The sequence below is a fragment of the Phaeobacter piscinae genome (assembly GCF_002407245.1).
In the GTDB taxonomy this organism is placed as follows: Bacteria; Pseudomonadota; Alphaproteobacteria; order Rhodobacterales; family Rhodobacteraceae; genus Phaeobacter; species Phaeobacter piscinae.
The window spans coordinates 1,916,232-1,933,949 of sequence record NZ_CP010681.1; the positions used below are offsets into that span (position 1 = coordinate 1,916,232).

The window sequence follows — 17,718 nt, forward strand, 5'->3', positions numbered from 1 at the left end:
CGGCACAGATGGCGTGGAAGCCGCTGCGTATCAGACCGCCACCGGCTGACTGTCGCGCGCGTTCAGAATGCAGTTTTCCCCGGCAATGAAATCCTCTAAGGTCACCTCAAAACAAGGGCAGTAGGATCTGGGGGGATCGCGTGTCACGATACGACAGATATGTGCTGTCCCAATACCTGCTGTTTTTCGGGTTCTTTGCCTTGATTCTGGTGGCCGTGTTCTGGATCAACCGCGCTGTGGTGCTGTTTGACCGGTTGATCGGTGATGGGCAGTCGGCGCTGGTTTTCCTCGAATTCACCGCGCTGGCGCTGCCGAATCTGGTGCGTATGGTGCTGCCGGTTGCGGCCTTCGCCGCCTCAGTCTGGGTGACCAACCGGCTCAATAGCGAGAGCGAACTGACCGTGCTGCGCGCCACCGGCACCAGCCCCTGGCAGATGGCCAAACCGGCGCTGGTGTTTGGCCTCATCACGGCTGCGATGATGTCGATCCTCACCCATGTGCTGTTGCCGGCGTCCATTGCGACGCTGGAGCAACGCGAATCTGAGGTTGCCCGCAATGTGACCGCCAAGCTGCTGAGTGAGGGCGATTTTCTGCATCCGGCGCGGGGCGTGACATTCTATATCGGGCGGATTGATCCTGATGGCACGCTGAACGACGTGTTTCTGTCGGACCGCCGCAACCCCGCCGAAAGTGTGACCTACACCGGTGGCAAAGCCTATCTGGTGCGCGACGGTGAGCGAACTCATCTGGTGATGGTCGATGGCATGTCGCAGCGTATCAATGCGGAAACGCAGCGGCTCTCCTCCACCATATTCTCCGATTTCTCCTATGATATCAGCAGCCTTGCCAACAAAGCTGAAGAAAAGACCCGCAATATCCGTGCGATCCCCAGCCTCGAATTGCTGCGCGACCGCGCCAAGCTGATTGCCGACGGCCCCTATAGCGCCGGTGCGCTGGCGGAGGAGCTGCACCTTCGGTTTGCGCGGGCGCTGGTCTGCGTGGCAGTGGTGATGATTGGGTTTGCTGCGCTGATGCTGGGCGGGTTCTCGCGATTTGGTGTCTGGCGGCAGGCCTTGCTGGCCTTTGTCCTGCTGATCTTCGTTGAGGGGCTGCGCGGCGTGGTGTCGGAACCAGTGCTGCAGAACGCGGATCTCTGGCCGTTGATTTACCTGCCAACGCTGATCGGGCTGCTGGTCGGGCTGGTCTTCCTGCAACTGGCGGCGAAGCCACTGGGGCCAATCCTGGCGCGGGGCCGTCACAGCCGCCAAAGCCGCAGGGAGCGCGCAACATGACCCTCGACCTCTATTACGCGCGCCGGTTTCTTCAATGGTTTGCAGTGATTTGCGGGGTTTTGTTAACCCTTGTGATGCTGATCGACCTGAACGAGCAGATCCGTCGGTTCGAGGCGCAGGATCTGTCGCTGGGCCAGCTGTTTGGCCTGACGTTGCTGAACACGCCCGCCGCGCTGAGTGAGTTTCTGCCACTGATCATGATCCTCACCACCATTGTGCTGTTCATCGGGCTGGCCCGCAGCAGCGAATTGGTGGTGACCCGCGCCATTGGCCGCTCCGGCATCCGGGCGCTGGCGGCGCCGGTCCTGTTGGCGGCTCTCATTGGCGTGCTGGCGGTCAGCACGCTGAACCCGATCGTGGCCGCGACCTCCAACCGCTACCGCGACCTGGCGGAGACCTATCGCAACGGCGGCCCGGCGGCGCTGTCGCTTACTGGTGAGGGGCTGTGGCTGCGTCAGGGCGGCGCGCAGGGGCAATCCGTCATTCACGCCACCGGCTATAGTGGCGATACCGAGAATATCACGCTCTATGATGTGACGATCCTGTCCTACGGACCGGAAGGACGCCCGATCCGCCAGACGCTGGCGGAAGAGGCTGCATTGGATAACGGTGACTGGGTGTTGACCAAGGCCAAGGTCTGGCCGCTGATCGTCGGCGTGAACCCGGAAACCAATGCCGAGCGCCACCCCACCCTGCGCCTGTCGACCACGCTGACCTCGGAACGGATCCGAGACACGCTGGGCACGGCGACGGGGATCTCGATCTACGATCTGCCTGCCACCATTCGCGAACTCTCAGAGGCGGGGTTCTCCACCAAACGCTATGAGGTCTGGTTGCAGGTCGAACTGGCGCGGCCCCTGTTTTTGATCGCCATGGCGCTGGTTGGCGCGGCCTTCACCATGCGCCACGCACGGTTTGGTGGCACGGGGCTGGCGGTGCTGACAGCGGTGCTGTTGGGCTTTGGGCTTTATTTCCTGCGCAATTTCGCGCAGATCCTGGGGGAGAATGGTCAGATCCCCGTGGCGCTGGCCGGCTGGGCACCGCCGGTGGCCGCTATCCTGCTGACGATGGGGTTACTCTTACATGCCGAGGACGGATAACATGCGCCGCGCCCTGCTGCTTTCGACGGTTCTGCCTTGGTTGGCGCTGGGTCAGCTTGCCCTGCCCGAGAGCGCCCGCGCCCAAAGCGCACCGCTGGGCGCGGTGAGCGCACCAGCAGATAACGCCCCCGCAATTCTGGTGGCCGATCAGCTGTTCATCACCCCGGACCGCACCCTGGTGGCAGAGGGCAATGTCGAGGCGTTTCAGGGCGATGTCAGATTGACAGCGCGAAAGATCACCTTTGACCAGACGCAAGGCGCCTTGCAGATCGAGGGCCCAATTCGCATCGACGAAGGCGGCGATATCACCATTCTGGCGGATGCCGCTGAGCTGGACCGCGATCTGCGCAATGGTCTGCTTGTCGGCGCGCGAATGGTGTTCCAGCAGCAGCTGCAACTGGCCTCCTTGCAGATGACACGGGTCGGCGGGCGCTATACCCAGCTCTACAAAACCGCTGTTACTTCCTGCCATGTCTGCAACGACGGGCGGCCGCCGCTCTGGCAGATCCGGGCCGAGCGGATCACCCACGACCAGCAGGAACGCCAGCTTTATCTTGAGAACGCCCAGCTGCGGGTGCTGGACACCCCGATTTTCTATTTTCCTGGCATCCGCCTGCCGGATCCGACGCTGGAACGCGCCAACGGGTTTCTGATCCCGTCCATCCGCACCACCTCCAATCTCGGCACCGGGGTGAAGGTGCCGTATTTCCTGACCATCGGCCCCCACCGCGACCTGACACTATCGCCGTACCTTTCGTCCCGCACCCGGACGCTGGATATGCGGTACCGGCAGGCCTTCCGGCGCGGTGAGATTGAGATCAACGGCGCCTACACCCGCGATGAGCTGTACCGGGGCGAGGATCGCGGCTATGTCTTTGCCGAGGGGACATTTGACCTGCGCAATGAGTTCAAACTGCGCTTTGATCTCAAGACCGTGTCGGATGACGCCTATCTGGTGGACTATGGCCTGCAGGATCTGGACCGGCTGCGCTCCGAGGTGGTGGTGTCCAAAGTGCAGCGCGACAGCCTGTTCCGCGCCAGTGCGATTTCCTACAAGACGCTGCGGGATAGTGAAAATCAGGATCTGATCCCCTCCTCCATCGGCAATCTCTACTATGAGAAGCGGTTCTTTCCGACCCGGATCGGCGGCGAGCTGCGGCTGTCGCTGGAAACACACGGTCACAACCGGACATCTGACATCAAAGGCACTCTGACAGATCCCGGCGGCCGTGATGTTGGGCGCGCCACCTTTGATGTGGATTGGCAGCGCAGCTGGCGCTTTGACAGCGGGTTGGTGGCGGAATGGTCGCTGGGGGCTGCGGCAGATGCCTTCGCGGTTTATGATGATAGCGTCTTTGCCAACAAGACCTCACGCTTCAGCCCGCGCAGTGCGCTCACTTTCCGCCTGCCAATGACCCGGCGCGAGCAATCCGGCGCGACGCAATATCTGGAACCAATCCTGCAAATCGGCTGGACCAATACCGGCGATACGGCCGTGCCCAACGACGAGAGCAACTTTGTCGAATTTGATCGCGGCAACCTGCTGGAGCTCTCCCGGTTTCCAGCCACGGATGCGCGCGAGGATGGGGTGACCGTGGTCTACGGTCTGAACTGGGCGCGTTTCTCGCCCAGTGGCTGGCAGGCCTCGGCCACGATCGGTCAGGTGTTTCGTGACAGCGACGATGGCCGGTTCACCAAAAGCTCTGGTCTTGGCGGTACGTCTTCTGACCTCTTGATGGCGGCGCAGCTGAAGCTGAACGACGATCTGGCGATCACCACGCGTGGGCTGCTCAACGGCTCGCTCAACTTCTCCAAGGCAGAGGTGCGCGGCGACTGGATGACCGACCGCAGCCGCCTCACCGGCACCTATATGTGGCTGGGCACCGACCCCGCAGAAGGCCGCTCCGAAGAGGTCTCCGAACTCTGGTTCGACGGCGCCTATGAGGTCACCCCCGGCTGGACCGCAAGTGCCAGTCTGCGCTACGACATTTCGGATGCCCGCGCCACCCGCGCCGGGCTGGGACTGGTTTATTCCAATGAATGCGTGAAGGTCGATCTTTCGGTCAACCGGCGCTATACATCGACAACAAGTGTTGAGCCGACAACGGATTTCGGCTTTACCATCGCGTTAAACGGGTTTTCCGTGGACAGCGGCAGCAAGAAGTACAGGCGATCATGCAAAAACACCTGAGTTTCCGGCCCCAAGATGCGGCCCCCTTCGTTCAGCGCCTAACCCAGAGCGCAGCAGCCATTGCCTTGGCAACGGCGGTCATGTTTGGCCCCGTGCCTGCGGCGGCGCAGGGGTTGTTTGCCCCGGCCGTGACGGTAAACGACGCCGTGGTCACCAACTATGAGCTGCAGCAGCGCGCCCGCTTTCTGACGCTGCTGCGCGATCCGGGCGATCCGCAGAAAAAGGCCCGCGAGGATCTGATCCTTGATCGACTGAAGCTGGATGTGCTGGCCCAGGCGGGGATTGAACCCACGGAAGAAGAGATCGTCGAAGGCATGACTGAGCTGGCCGGGCGCGCCAATCTCAGCCTGCAGGAATTCCTGAATGTGCTGGGTCAGAACGGCGTGGCACCCGAAACCCTGCGTGATTTCACACGCGTTGGCATTGCCTGGCGCGAATATATCGCCGCCCGCTATCTGGCGCAGGCCCGCCCGAGCGAGGAAGAAATCGACCGCGCCATGGGGCTGTCCGGCTCTGGCGGGGTTGAGGTGCTTCTGTCTGAGCTGATCATGCCGATCAACGCGCAGAACGCAGCCCAGGTTGAAGACATCGCCCAACAGGTAAGCCGGATCACCACCACCGGTGCCTTCTCGCAGGCGGCGCAGCAGTATTCTGCTACGGCCACCCGGCAGAGCGGTGGTCGGCTGCCGTGGATGCCGCTGACCAATCTGCCGCCGCAGTTGCAACAGGTGGTACTGGGCCTGCGTCCGGGTGAGGTGACGGCCCCGCTGCCGCTGGATGGAGCCGTTGCGCTGTTCCAGCTGCGAGATCTGCGTGAAACCTCCGGTGCGGCGCCAAGTTATGCCGCCATCGAATATGCGGCCTATTACCTGCCCGGTGGCCGCACCCCCGAGGCGCTGGCCGCAGGCACCAAGGTAGCAAACGCCATCGACACCTGTGACGACCTCTACGGTGTGGCCAAGGATCAGGATCCCTCGGTGCTGGACCGCGAAACACTGGCCCCGGCGGAGATCCCGCAGGATATCGCCATTGAGCTGGCCAAGCTGGATCCCAATGAGACCTCACTGGCGCTGACCCGCAACAATGGTCAGACCCTGATGCTGCTGATGCTCTGTGGCCGCACCGCCGAGGTGAATGCCGAAGCCAGCCGCGAAAGCGTCGGCAACGCGCTGACCCAGCAACGGCTCGGGGCCTTTGCTGACAGCCTGCTGGAGCAGCTGAAAGCTGACGCACGGATCAGCGACGAATGAGCCGCCCTGCCCGCCCCTTGCCCATCGCGCTTAGCTGTGGGGAACCGGCGGGCATTGGCCCGGAACTGGCGGTGAAGGCCTGGCAGGAATTGCGCGACAGCTGCCCGTTCCTGTGGTTGGGGGATCCGGCCCACCTGCCCACGGAAACCGACTGGCAAGAGATCGACCATGCAGCTGAGGCTGCCGATGTCAGCGCCAGCGCCCTGCCTGTGCTGCGGGTCGGCTTTGCCGCACCGGCCGTGCCCGGACAGCTCAACCCCGACAATGCCGCCGGTGTCATCCGCGCCATCGAGACCGGTGTCGCGCTGGTGCAGTCCGGTGAGGCCAGCGCGCTCTGTACCGCACCAATCCACAAAAAGGCGCTGATGGATGGGGCGCAGTTTCCCTTCCCCGGCCATACAGAATTCCTCGCCCATCTCGGCAATGTGCAAAATGTGGTCATGATGCTGGCCAGTCCGGCGCTGCGGGTGGTGCCTGCAACCATCCATATCGCCCTGTCGGAGGTGCCAAAGGCGCTGACCGCCGCGCGCCTGCGGGCCACGATTGAGATCACAGCCCAAGGTCTGCGCGACCAGTTTGGCCTCGCGCACCCGAGAATTGCGATTGCAGGTCTCAACCCTCATGCCGGTGAAGAGGGCGCCATGGGTAACGAAGAACTGGATTGGATGCGCGGGCTGATTGCCGATATGCAGGGCGGCGCCTACACGCTGTCCGGGCCGCATCCCGCCGACACCATGTTCCATGCGGCGGCACGCGCACGTTATGACGCGGCGATCTGCATGTATCATGATCAGGCGCTGATCCCGATCAAGACGCTGGATTTCGATCGCGGCGTCAATGTTACGCTGGGGCTGCCCTTCATCCGCACCTCGCCGGACCACGGCACCGCCTGCGATATCGCCGGTCAGGGCATCGCCAACCCCTCCAGCCTGATTGAGGCGCTGCGGCTGGCGCAGTCCATGGCGCGCAGTTGACCCAGCGCACGGCCCAGCGACTGAACGCTGGCACTTGCAACTTCTTCTGGCCGGAAATATCCCCGCCGGAGGCATGAAAACTATGGCGCGTCCCCCGCGCCCCGTCCCAAGGTACCGATGATATGAGCGCTATCGACTCCCTTCCTCCCCTGCGTGAGGTGATCGAGACTCACCAGCTTCTGGCGCGCAAATCGCTGGGCCAGAACTTTCTTCTGGATCTGAACCTGACCGCGAAAATCGCGCGGCAGGCCGGTGATCTCAGCGAATGCGATGTGCTGGAAATCGGCCCCGGCCCCGGCGGTCTGACACGGGGCCTGCTGGCGGAGGGCGCGCGCCGCGTCTTGGCGGTGGAGAAGGACAGCCGCTGCATCCCCGCGCTGGCGGAGATTTCCGATGCCTATCCCGGACGGTTGCAGGTGATCGAAGGCGACGCGCTGGAGGTGAACCCCCTCACCCATCTGACACCGCCGATCCGCATTGCCGCCAATCTGCCCTATAATGTCGGCACCGAGCTGCTGGTGCGCTGGCTGACGCCGAAGGCCTGGCCGCCGTTCTGGCAGAGCCTCACCCTGATGTTCCAGCGTGAGGTCGCGGAGCGGATTGTCGCGCAACCCGGCAGCAAGGCCTATGGGCGTCTGGCGTTGCTGGCGCAGTGGCGCGCCGATGCGCGCATTGTGTTGTCCCTGCCGCCTGAAGCCTTTAGCCCGCCGCCCAAGGTCCATAGCGCGGTGGTGCATCTGAAAGCGCTTGAGGCGCCGCGCTATCCGGCAGATGCCGGGACCCTGAACAAGGTGGTCGCCGCAGCCTTCAATCAGCGCCGCAAGATGCTGCGCGCCAGCCTCAAGAGCGTGAGCCCTGATATTGAGGATCACCTGAAGTCCGTTGGCATTCCGCCAACCGAGCGCGCCGAGCAGGTCGGGCTGGAGGCCTTCTGCGCCTTGGCCCGCAGGCTGAAGCCGCTGGACTAAGTCGAGATAGGTAGAACCGACGCGCAGCAAGCAGGCCTAGTGATCATCGCACAAAAAACCCCGGCCTGATTTCAGGCCGGGGTTTTTTATCTGTCTATTGCAATGCAGTATTCCGCGCTGCGTTATTCTGCGGCCTCAGGCGCATCCTCGGCCGAGGGTTTCGGCTTGGGCTTGCGACGGGGCGCGGGTTTACGCTCCGGGGCCGGGGCAGCCTCGCCTGCGTCTGCTGGCGCGCTCTCCGAACTGGCAGCTGCGGCGGTGTCGTCGCCTTTGGGGGCGTCCGCCGTCCCGGCTTCAACCTTACCACCGTCGGCCTTGCTACCCTCTGGCTTGGGCTTGCGGCTGCGCGGTTTGCGGGCCTGCGACTTTTGCGGCTTGCTGTCACCCTCGCCTGCAGCCTGATCGCGGCTCTCGGGGGTTTCTACCAGACCGCTGTCACCGTTGCTGTCGCGCGGATCCATCACTTCCGGCTGAGGGGCTGCTGCCGGATCGTCGCTGCGGCTGCCCGCCTCGCGCTCCTGACGCTCCAGCCGCTCGGCGCGTTCGCGATCCCGCTCCGCCTGGCGCTCGCGGTTCTGCCGCTCCTGCTCTTCACGGCGCGCATCGATTTCGCGTTGGGCCTCGTTCAGCATGCGCAGGTAGTGTTCAGCGTGCTGTTGGAAATTCTCGGTGGCAACACGATCATTGCTCAACTGGGCATCGCGCGCCAGCTGATTGTATTTATCGATGATCTGTTGCGGCGTTCCGCGAACCTTGCCTTCGGGGCCGGAGCTGTCGAACACACGGTTGACAACATTTGCGCCTTGCGGGCGATTCCGGTTCGACTTGGAACGCGAACGTGATTTGGACGATCTCATATGCCTAACGTCAGCCTTGATTGTATTTGTCGTGGACCCATATCGGCGCGCCTCTGCGCCGGATCATCGACCATTTTGGGCTTGATGTCGCCGGGAGGTATTCTTGACCTCGCCCGAAGGCGACCTCTTTGAGTAATCATGTTACGCCCGTTCAGACAAGGGGTTAGGCGCCATTATCCGTGCTTTTTCTTACGAAACTGCAAATTCGGGCGATTTTCACGGGTTTAGGAGGCGTTTTCGTCACAGCTGCGGCCACAAACCACCCGGTCACGCCCGTCGAGATCCTGAATGATACGGACCTCTTTTAGCCCTGCCGACAACAGTAGATCGCTTACCGCAGCGCCCTGCGTGGGGCCAATTTCCAGAAACACCCGCCCCTGCGGCGCCAGATGCCCGCCGAGCTGCGCCGCAAGGATGCGATAGGCGCCAAGCCCGTCGCCGCCATCGGTGAGCGCCATCTCCGGCTCATGGCCGCGCACTTCGTCTGACAGGTCGGGCATTTCATCCAGCGCGATATAGGGCGGGTTGGAGACGATCAGATCAAACCGGCCGTCCACCGCCGAAAACCAATCTGATTGCAGAATTTCGGCGCGCGGCTCGACCCGGTGCAGCACCGCATTGGCACTGGCCTGCAGACAGGCGGCCTCGCTCAGGTCAACGCCGACACCGGTTGCGTCGGCCTGCTCTGCCAGCAGGGTGACCAGAATGCACCCCGATCCAAGGCCAAGGTCCAGAACCCGCGAGAAGGGTTCGGCCAGAGCCGCCTCGATCAGGCATTCGGTTTCCGGGCGTGGATCCAGCACATCGCCGGAGACCTTGAAACGTCGCCCGTAGAATTCGCGCTCACCAATCAGATGGGAGACCGGCACACGGATGGCACGCAGAGCGATCAGCTGCTCATACCGTTCGGCAATCTCCGGCGCGAGATCCTCGGGTGCAATCAAGGTGACACGGCTGGCCTCGATCCGGGCGGCGTGGGCAAGCAGGACGCGCGCATCCCGCGCCGGGTCAGGCACGCCGGCCGCGCGCAGGCGTGCAGCCGCAGCGGCCATCGCCTGAGCGGCTGTCTGCGGCGCGTTCATTGGCCCATCTCGGCCAGAAGCCGCGCCTGATCATCCGCCGTCAGCGCGTCGATAATCTCATCCAGGTCGCCCTGCATGATCTGATCCAGCTTATAAAGCGTCAGGTTGATGCGGTGGTCGGACATGCGACCTTGCGGAAAATTATAGGTCCGGATCCGTTCTGAGCGATCCCCAGAACCGACTTGGCTGGCGCGATCGGCTGAGCGTTCACTGTCGATCCGCTGCCGCTCCAGATCATAGAGCCGGGTCCGCATTACCTGCATGGCGATTTCCCGGTTGCGGTGCTGGGATTTCTCCGAGCTGACCACGATGATGCCGGTCGGGATATGGGTGATCCGCACGGCGGAATCCGTGGTGTTCACGTGCTGGCCGCCCGCCCCTGAGGCCCGCATGGTGTCGATCCGCAGATCGCCGGGATCAATGCGCAGGTCCACATCCTCAGCCTCGGGCAATACCGCGACAGTGGCGGCGGAGGTGTGAATGCGACCACCGGATTCTGTCACTGGCACCCGTTGCACGCGGTGGACACCAGATTCATACTTCAACCGGGCAAAGACGTTTTCGCCCTTCACATGGGCCACCACTTCTTTCAGCCCGCCCAATTCGGTTGTCTGCTCTTCGATGATCTCAAACCCCCAGCCCCGCGCCTCCGCGTAGCGCTGATACATGCGCAGGAGGTCTCCGGCAAAAAGGGCCGCCTCATCGCCGCCGGTGCCGGGGCGGATTTCCAGCATCGCCGGGCGCGCGTCGGCCTCATCGCGGGGCAACAGCGCCAGTTGCAGTGCATGTTCTGCCTCAGGCAAGGCGGCGCGCAGCTGTGGCAGTTCCTCATCAGCCAGCTCAGCCATATCGGGATCCGCCAGCATCTGTTCGGCCTCCTCCAGATCGGAGAGCAGTCGGCGATAGGCGGTGATCTGCTCCGCAACCGGGCGCAGGTCGGAATATTCCTTGGCCAAAGCCGCGATGTCCGCACCGGCAACGCCCTCGGCCATTGCGGCCTCAAGATATTGGAACCGTTGCAAAATCTGTTCAAGGCGGTCTTCGGGGATCATGCGCGCAATGTCCGTTTTGATCTGTCTTTGGCGGAAAGCTGCCCTTGTGATATGCTAGGGCCATGCAACATGCCAGTCCTCATATCGTGGGAACGGGCCGCCTGCAGCGCTGCGCCCTTGCCGATACTCAACCGGAACACACTGTTGTGCCCACGGCGCGGCAGCTGATGCGGCTTTTTGGCCTTGTGCTGCTGTCTTGTGCCGCCGCGACCACGGTCCGAGCGGATGTGACAGCCCCAAACGGACGCACGATTGATTGTTATTGCACCGACAAAAGCGGCAGCCGGATCGAACTGGGTGAGTTTATCTGCCTGCAGGTTGATGGGCGCATGTTCACGGCCCAATGCCAGATGTCGCTGAATGTGCCGATGTGGCGCGAGGTGCAAAAAGGATGCCTTGCGGCTGAGGCCGATCCGGCGCCCGGCCTGTCGTCTGCGACCGCCCCCCTGCCCCGGATCTGATCCCGCTGACAATCGCTTTGCCAACTCACCCCTACCCGCGAACTATTGCGGCGCGGGCTCCATCTGCGCGATCCAGCTGTTGATCCGGTCGTTATTCGCGCCCAGATCAGAGCGGCCAAAGCGCAGCCGCGCATAGACCTTCAGCAGGTCGCCATGCTGCCGCGCCGTTGTATAATCGGGAAACCCCAGAAACCGGGTGCGGGTCACATAGGTGACCATTTCATCCTCGACCGAGCCTGCGAGAACACGGGTGCGCGGCGCATTGCTGGCGACCGCGTGAAACCGCTCCAGCCCGTCCTCCCCGCTGCGGACCACCCGAAACACGCCACCGCGAAAGGTCTTGTCCTCGCTGAATTCCGGCTGTGTGTTCCAGTCCAGCGGATCGCTGGGCGCCAGCCGGATAAAGCCGAGCACCACGACAAGTGCCGCAATGCTCAACCAGACGAATATCATCACTCGACCCATATGGTCCGCTCTCCCTCGTGGCGGCTGCCACTGGACAGCCTGCCTTATTTTGTTGTCACACCCGGCAGCACACAGAGCAGCTCATACAGCAGATTGGCCGCTGTCAGTGCCGTATTGCCCGATGTGTCATAAGGCGGCGACACTTCGACCATATCGCAGCCCACAATGTTCAGCCCCCGCAAGGCCCGGATCAGCTCCAGCGCCTGCGGTGTGGTCAGCCCGCCGATTTCCGGCGTGCCAGTGCCCGGCGCATAGGCCGGATCAAGACTATCAATATCATAGGACACATAGACCGGCCTATTGCCGATATCGCGACGAATTTCCGCACCCATGCCGTGCAGGGAGCGGTTCCACAATTCGCTGGCCGGGAAATGCTGGAAGCCCCAGCGCTGCGCCTCCTTGAAGTCGTCAGCGCCATAGCCGGTGCCGCGCAGCCCGATCTGATAGGTCTTGTCGGCGACAATCAGACCCTCCTCATAGGCGCGGCGGAACACGGTGCCATGGGTTTCACGCTCGCCGAACATATCGTCGTTTACATCCGCATGGGCATCGACATGGACCAGCGCAACAGGTCCGTATTTTTCAGCAATGGCGCGCAGGATCGGCAGGGTAATTGAATGATCCCCGCCCATCGCGACAGGTGTCACCCCGCTGGACAGGATTGCACTGTAGCTTTCCTGAATGATGCGCAGGCTGTCGGACAGAGAGAACGTATTGATCGCCAGATCGCCGATATCGCCGATATTCAGGCTGTCAAACGGTGCCGCGCCGGAGGTCATGTTGTAGGGGCGGATCATCGCGCTTTCGGCGCGGATTTGCTTGGGGCCAAAGCGGGTGCCGGAGCGCCAGGAGGTGCCGATATCCATCGGCACACCCAGGATGGCCACATCCAGCCCGTCAAGCGACGTCGCCTGCGGCAGCCGCATAAAGGTGTTCGGACCGGAAAACCGCGCCAGATCATTGCCGCTGATCGGTTGATTGAAATCAGTCATTGTCTCTCATATTCCAGCCAAGAAGGCAGATAATTTCGGTCGCCACATGGGCACCTGCGATGGCGGTGGCGCCGGTGGTGTCAAACGGAGGGGAGACCTCCACCACGTCGCCACCTTTGATATTGATGCCTGCAATCTCGCGCAGGATACGGGCCGCCTGCGCCGAGGTCAGCCCCCCCCAGACCGGCGTGCCGGTGCCCGGCGCATAGGCCGGATCGAGACAGTCGATATCGAAGGTCAGATAGGTCGGCCGATCGCCAAGGATCGCCTTGATCCGCTTCGCGGTCTCAACCGGGCCGATCTCATGCACCGTGGACGCATCGATGATGTTCACACCCAATGTGTCGTCATTGGTGGTGCGGATCCCGACCTGAACGGATGTTTTGGGGTCTACAAGGCCCATTTTCACCGCTTTGTAGAACATGGTCCCATGGTCGATCCGGTCCATATTGTCATCGGGCCAGGTGTCGGTGTGGGCATCAAACTGCAGCAGCGAGATGGGGCCGTATTTCTCGGCATAGGCCTTCAGGATCGGGAAGCTGATATAGTGATCGCCACCCAAGACGACCGAGGCCGTATCGGAGGCCAGAATACCACGAATATGCTCCGTCAGCGCGGCAGGGAAGGCCGGAACATCGGCGTGATCAAAGGCCAGATCGCCATAATCGGCGATGGCCAGCGTGCTGAGCGGGCTATGGGGCCAGCCATAGGGTTCATCCGGGCTTTGCAGCGCTGAGGCCTCGCGGATGGCGCGCGGACCCAGCCGTGTTCCGGGCCGGTTGGTGACCGCCTGATCAAACGGCACGCCGGTGACCGCGATGTCCACCCCGGTCAGATCCTTGGTATATTTGCGTCGCAGGAAAGAAGTTGCCCCACCAAAGGTGATCTCAAAGCTGAGACCTTTCATATCCTCACGCGTAAAGGCGTGATCGATCATGTGCTTTGCGTCTTCTAGCGCCATTCTGCGCCTCCTTGTGATGCACCTGCTGTTTGATCAAATAGCGGGTCACATTGTCCTTGTCACCCGTCGTTGGACGCCTGGGCCATGGGCTGTGCTCTCTCGACCAGACGGGCGAAAAACGACGCCCCAATCGGCGCGATCTCATCGTTGAAATCATACTTCGGATGATGCAGCCCGGCGCTGTCGCCCTGCCCCAGAAACAGATAGGCGCCGGGGCGGGCCTGCAACATGTAGGAGAAATCCTCCGCCCCCATTTCGCGCCCGGCCTCGGCCTCCACATTCTCAGGACCCGCAACCTCGCCCGCGACGCTGGCCGCAAAACCCGTCTTGGACGCGTCATTGATGGTGGCGGGGTAGCCGACCTCATAATCCAGCTCAGCCTCCACACCGTAGCTTGCCGCCTGACCGGCGACGATCTCCTTCATCCGCCGCATCACCATCTCCTGCACACGCGGATCAAAGGTGCGCACGGTGCCGTTGATATAGGCGGTGTCGGGGATCACATTGTCGACAGTGCCGGTGTGGATCTGAGTGACGGAGACCACAAGATCGTCCAGCGCATAATGATTGCGCGACACAATCGTCTGGATCGCCTGCGCCATGCCACAGGCCGCCATCACCGGATCGCGGGTTTCATGCGGCATCGCCCCATGGCCCCCGACGCCCTGAATATGGATGTGGAAGGTATCCACCGCCGCCATCAACGGCCCCGGCGTGGTGGCAAAGGCGCCCACAGGCAGGCCCGGTGCATTATGCAGGGCGTAGACCTCGCCAATGTTGAACCGCTCCATGATGCCCTCTTCGACCATGATACGGGCACCGCCGATGGCTTCCTCTGCAGGCTGGAAGATCAGCGCCACGCGGCCTTTGAAGTTGCGCGTCTCCGCGAGGTATTTTGCAGCCCCCAGGAGCATGGTGGTGTGACCATCGTGACCACAGGCGTGCATATTGCCCGCATGACCTGAGACATAGTCGACACCGCTTTCCTCAGGGATGGGCAATGCGTCCATATCGGCGCGCAACCCGATGGTTGGCCCATCGCCTGCGTCACTGCCCTGCCCGTTGATGATCGCCACCATGCCGCTGGTGGCGATGCCCTCATGCAGCTCATCCACACCAAATTCGCGCAGCCGCTCAGCCACAAAGGCCGCTGTTTTCGGCAGATCCAGCGCCAGTTCGGGGATCTGGTGCAGATGCCGACGCCAGGTCTTCATCTCGTCGGCGTAATCGGCAATTCGGTTCACAACCGGCATGGGGGTGGACTCCTTGGTCAGACTCGGGATTGATGCATCTGACACTGGAACAAGAGCCGCCGCAATGCCCGAAACCGATCTCATCCACAATGAAACCGCAGGCATCGAACGGCTGCTGGAAATCATGCGCCGTCTGCGTGATCCAAAGGGCGGCTGCCCCTGGGATATCGAGCAGGATTTTGCCAGCATCGCGCCCTATACCATTGAAGAGGCTTACGAAGTTGCCGATGCAATTGAACGTGAGGCCTGGGATGAGCTGAAGGGTGAGCTGGGCGATCTGCTGTTTCAGTCGGTGTTTCATGCCCAGATGGCGGCAGAGGCCGGGCATTTCACCTTTCAGGATGTGGTCACCACCATGTCCAACAAGATGGTGTCGCGTCATCCGCATGTCTTTGGCGATGAGAACCGCGAGAAATCCGCCGACCAGCAGAGTGCCGACTGGGAGGCGATCAAGGCGGCGGAACGTGCAGGCAAGGCGCAACAGGGCACGCTGGACGGTGTCGCGGTCGGCCTGCCTGCGCTTCTGCGGGCTTATAAGCTGCAAAAACGCGCCGCGCGGGTTGGGTTTGACTGGCCCTCGGCTGCCAATGTCATTGCCAAGATTGCGGAGGAATCCGCCGAACTGGTCGAGGCGCGCGACAGTTTGAGCCAGGCGGAGGTCGAGGAGGAATTCGGCGATCTGATGTTTGTGATGGCCAATCTCGGCCGCCATCTGGGGGTTGAGCCGGAGGCCGCATTGCGCGCCGCCAATGCCAAGTTCACCCGCCGGTTTGAGGGGGTAGAGGCCAAACTGGCCGCCCGTGGCAAACGTCCTGAAGACAGCGATCTGGCCGAAATGGATGCGCTCTGGGATGAGGTGAAGGCCGAGAGCCGCGCCGCCAAATCCGCCCATGGCAGCTAACCACCACGCCTTGCCCCTGCCCTGTCACAGCCCCATATCCTGAATCATGTTGCGTTTGACCCCTATCCTTCTGGCCGTGATCTACGGGTTGGTGATGTATCGCCTGTCGGTCTGGCGCACCCATCGTGCCCTTGATCAGCAATCCACCGAACTGGCCGATGCCCGCCTGCGTCAGTTGACGGACCGGATGGCAGCGGCACTCGGCATCAATCATATCCCGGTCTATATCTATGAGGTTGACCCGGTGAACGGGCTGGCCGCGCCTGATGGGCGGATCTTCATCACGCGCGGGTTTTATTGCAAATACCGCAATGGCGAGGTCAGCGATGCCGAACTCGCCTCGGTCATCGCGCATGAGCTGGGGCATGTGGCGCTGGGACATGCGAAGAAACGGATGATCGATTTCTCCGGCCAGAACGCGCTGCGCACGGCGCTGATGCTGATCATTGGCCGTTTTGTGCCCTTTGTCGGGCCGTGGATCGCCAATGTGCTCACCTCGCTTCTGGCCGCCCGGCTGTCACGCAGCGATGAGTATGAGGCGGACGAATATGCCGCTGCGCTACTGACCAAATCCGGCATCGGCATCGCCCCGCAAAAAAGCCTGTTTCGCAAACTCGAAGACCTCACGCAGGCCCGCAGCGGGATGGCCCCGGCCTGGCTGATGAGCCACCCGAAGACCGAGGAACGCATTGCCGCCCTCGACCGGTTGGAAGCGAAGTGGGACAGGCCCAATGCATGAGCTTCACCTGACAATAGCCTGAAAAACATGGTTAATGACAAATAACCAACTTCAGAAAATCCTCACCTCTTGTCGGAGCAACCAACCTTCCCCACATGGGAAGGTAACAGTTGTCCTCCCGTCCTTTGCCAGCGGCCTCCCCCTGCAACGGGATTGAAATTTACCGGAGCCCCCATGCGCTACTCTGTTCTTGATCTTGCTCCCGTGCCCGAAGGCCAGACCATTGCCCAGTCCCTGCGCAACAGCACCGAGCTGGCCCAGAAGGCTGAAAGCTGGGGCTACCACCGCTATTGGCTGGCCGAACATCACAATATGCCGGGCATCGCCAGCGCCGCGACGGCGGTGCTGATTGGTCACATCGCCAGCCAGACTCACTCCATCCGGGTCGGGGCTGGCGGCATCATGCTGCCCAACCACGCGCCCTACATGGTGGCGGAGGCCTTTGGGACCCTAGCGAGCCTGCACGGCGACCGGATTGATCTGGGAGTGGGTCGCGCGCCCGGAACCGATATGCAGACGGCGCGCGCTTTGCGCCGGGGCATGGCCCATGACCATGCCTCCGGTGACAGCTTCCCGCAGGATGTTATTGATCTGATGGGCTTTTTAGGCGCTGATGATCCGGGGCGCGCGGTGCGTGCCTTTCCCGGACAGGACACCCATGTGCCGGTCTGGATGCTTGGCTCCAGCCTTTACGGCGCGCAGCTGGCGGCGCATTTGGGGCTTCCTTACGCTTTTGCCTCGCATTTTGCGCCCGCCGCATTGGAGGAGGCGCTGGAGGTCTACCGCCGCCAATTCCAACCCTCTGCCAACCTGTCTGCGCCCCATGCCATGATGGCGATCAATGTATTTGCCGCCGAGAGCGATGAAGAGGGCACCCGCCTGCGCACGACGATGCAGCAGGCCTTTGCCCGTTTGCGTCTGGGTAAGCCCGGCAAACTGCCCGCCCCCGTAGATGATATCACCGACCATATCCCGGCGCCGGTGCTTGCCGGCGTGAATGAGGCGCTGCGGATCTCCGCGACAGGCAGCAGGGACAGCGTGCGCGCTGAGCTGTCGTCCATTCTTGAACGATACCGCCCGGATGAGGTGATCATCACGGGGCAGATCCATGACCATGCGGCGCGGCTCAGATCCTTTGAGATCGCTGCCGAAATCCTGAGCGAGGTCTGACCACCCCGGC

Annotated in this window: 17 protein-coding genes; 10 read left to right on the plus strand and 7 right to left on the minus strand. The window is 62.3% G+C overall.

Features of this window, described 5'->3' with window-relative positions; translation table 11 throughout:
• The first annotated feature begins 140 nt into the window (after window positions 1-140).
• From lptF to rsmA, 6 genes are all read left to right on the plus strand, one after another.
• Window positions 141-1,292: an LPS export ABC transporter permease LptF gene (gene lptF, locus phaeop14_RS08920; protein ID WP_040170733.1), complete on the plus strand. Its 1,152-nt coding sequence runs from the start codon at window positions 141-143 to the stop codon at window positions 1,290-1,292.
• Window positions 1,289-2,392: an LPS export ABC transporter permease LptG gene (gene lptG, locus phaeop14_RS08925; RefSeq protein WP_096789321.1), complete on the plus strand. Its 1,104-nt coding sequence runs from the start codon at window positions 1,289-1,291 to the stop codon at window positions 2,390-2,392. The genes lptF and lptG overlap by 4 nt, the downstream gene beginning before the upstream one ends.
• A gap of 1 nt (window position 2,393) precedes the next feature.
• On the plus strand, window positions 2,394-4,583 hold the full coding sequence (locus phaeop14_RS08930; RefSeq protein WP_096789322.1) for an LPS-assembly protein LptD: 2,190 nt from the start codon (window positions 2,394-2,396) through the stop codon (window positions 4,581-4,583).
• On the plus strand, window positions 4,568-5,833 hold the full coding sequence (locus phaeop14_RS08935) for a peptidylprolyl isomerase (protein ID WP_040181071.1): 1,266 nt from the start codon (window positions 4,568-4,570) through the stop codon (window positions 5,831-5,833). Before phaeop14_RS08930 ends, phaeop14_RS08935 begins: the two co-directional genes overlap by 16 nt.
• Window positions 5,830-6,807, plus strand: coding sequence for a 4-hydroxythreonine-4-phosphate dehydrogenase PdxA (gene pdxA, locus phaeop14_RS08940; RefSeq protein ID WP_040170721.1), 978 nt, complete (start codon window positions 5,830-5,832; stop codon window positions 6,805-6,807). Before phaeop14_RS08935 ends, pdxA begins: the two co-directional genes overlap by 4 nt.
• A 122-nt stretch (window positions 6,808-6,929) precedes the next feature.
• Complete coding sequence (rsmA, locus tag phaeop14_RS08945; RefSeq protein ID WP_096789323.1) at window positions 6,930-7,775, plus strand: 16S rRNA (adenine(1518)-N(6)/adenine(1519)-N(6))-dimethyltransferase RsmA; 846 nt, start codon at window positions 6,930-6,932, stop codon at window positions 7,773-7,775.
• A 122-nt stretch (window positions 7,776-7,897) separates the two neighbouring features.
• Here rsmA and phaeop14_RS08950 read toward each other — a convergent pair whose 3' ends face one another.
• The 3 genes from phaeop14_RS08950 to prfA all read right to left on the minus strand — a co-directional run bounded on the left by phaeop14_RS08950 (window position 7,898) and on the right by prfA (window position 10,766).
• Window positions 7,898-8,632 (minus strand): DUF4167 domain-containing protein, encoded by a 735-nt coding sequence (locus phaeop14_RS08950; RefSeq protein ID WP_040181074.1) that lies wholly within the window; start codon window positions 8,630-8,632, stop codon window positions 7,898-7,900.
• A 224-nt stretch (window positions 8,633-8,856) separates the two neighbouring features.
• Complete coding sequence (gene prmC / locus phaeop14_RS08955) at window positions 8,857-9,714, minus strand: peptide chain release factor N(5)-glutamine methyltransferase (protein WP_096789324.1); 858 nt, start codon at window positions 9,712-9,714, stop codon at window positions 8,857-8,859.
• Window positions 9,711-10,766, minus strand: coding sequence for a peptide chain release factor 1 (prfA, locus tag phaeop14_RS08960; protein WP_096789325.1), 1,056 nt, complete (start codon window positions 10,764-10,766; stop codon window positions 9,711-9,713). The genes prmC and prfA overlap by 4 nt, the downstream gene beginning before the upstream one ends.
• A gap of 167 nt (window positions 10,767-10,933) precedes the next feature.
• Between prfA and phaeop14_RS08965 the strand changes: the two genes are divergently transcribed.
• Window positions 10,934-11,227, plus strand: a complete 294-nt coding sequence (locus phaeop14_RS08965) for a hypothetical protein (RefSeq protein ID WP_244905827.1) — start codon at window positions 10,934-10,936, stop codon at window positions 11,225-11,227.
• A gap of 42 nt (window positions 11,228-11,269) precedes the next feature.
• On the opposite strand, the gene phaeop14_RS08970 is transcribed toward phaeop14_RS08965, so the two are convergent.
• The 4 genes from phaeop14_RS08970 to phaeop14_RS08985 are packed head-to-tail and all read right to left on the minus strand — an operon-like array spanning window position 11,270 to window position 14,898.
• Window positions 11,270-11,692, minus strand: a complete 423-nt coding sequence (locus phaeop14_RS08970; protein ID WP_040181078.1) for a DUF1499 domain-containing protein — start codon at window positions 11,690-11,692, stop codon at window positions 11,270-11,272.
• Between the two features lie 44 nt (window positions 11,693-11,736).
• Window positions 11,737-12,684, minus strand: coding sequence for an agmatinase (gene speB, locus phaeop14_RS08975; protein ID WP_027247112.1), 948 nt, complete (start codon window positions 12,682-12,684; stop codon window positions 11,737-11,739).
• The gene (speB, locus tag phaeop14_RS08980; protein ID WP_096789327.1) at window positions 12,677-13,645 is read right to left on the minus strand and encodes an agmatinase; all 969 of its coding nucleotides are present in this window, start codon (window positions 13,643-13,645) and stop codon (window positions 12,677-12,679) included. Before speB (phaeop14_RS08980) ends, speB (phaeop14_RS08975) begins: the two co-directional genes overlap by 8 nt.
• A gap of 59 nt (window positions 13,646-13,704) precedes the next feature.
• Entirely contained in the window at window positions 13,705-14,898 is a 1,194-nt protein-coding gene (locus phaeop14_RS08985) for a M20 aminoacylase family protein (protein WP_040170705.1), read from the minus strand.
• A 64-nt stretch (window positions 14,899-14,962) separates the two neighbouring features.
• Here phaeop14_RS08985 and mazG point away from each other — a divergent pair, with 64 nt between their 5' ends.
• The 3 genes from mazG (at window position 14,963) to phaeop14_RS09000 (ending at window position 17,708) form a co-directional block, all read left to right on the plus strand.
• The gene (gene mazG, locus phaeop14_RS08990; protein ID WP_096789328.1) at window positions 14,963-15,799 is read left to right on the plus strand and encodes a nucleoside triphosphate pyrophosphohydrolase; all 837 of its coding nucleotides are present in this window, start codon (window positions 14,963-14,965) and stop codon (window positions 15,797-15,799) included.
• 46 nt (window positions 15,800-15,845) lie between these two features.
• The gene (locus tag phaeop14_RS08995; protein ID WP_096789329.1) at window positions 15,846-16,538 is read left to right on the plus strand and encodes a M48 family metallopeptidase; all 693 of its coding nucleotides are present in this window, start codon (window positions 15,846-15,848) and stop codon (window positions 16,536-16,538) included.
• Window positions 16,539-16,712: 174 nt separating this feature from the next.
• The gene (locus phaeop14_RS09000; protein WP_096789330.1) at window positions 16,713-17,708 is read left to right on the plus strand and encodes an LLM class flavin-dependent oxidoreductase; all 996 of its coding nucleotides are present in this window, start codon (window positions 16,713-16,715) and stop codon (window positions 17,706-17,708) included.
• Window positions 17,709-17,718: the final 10 nt, after the last annotated feature.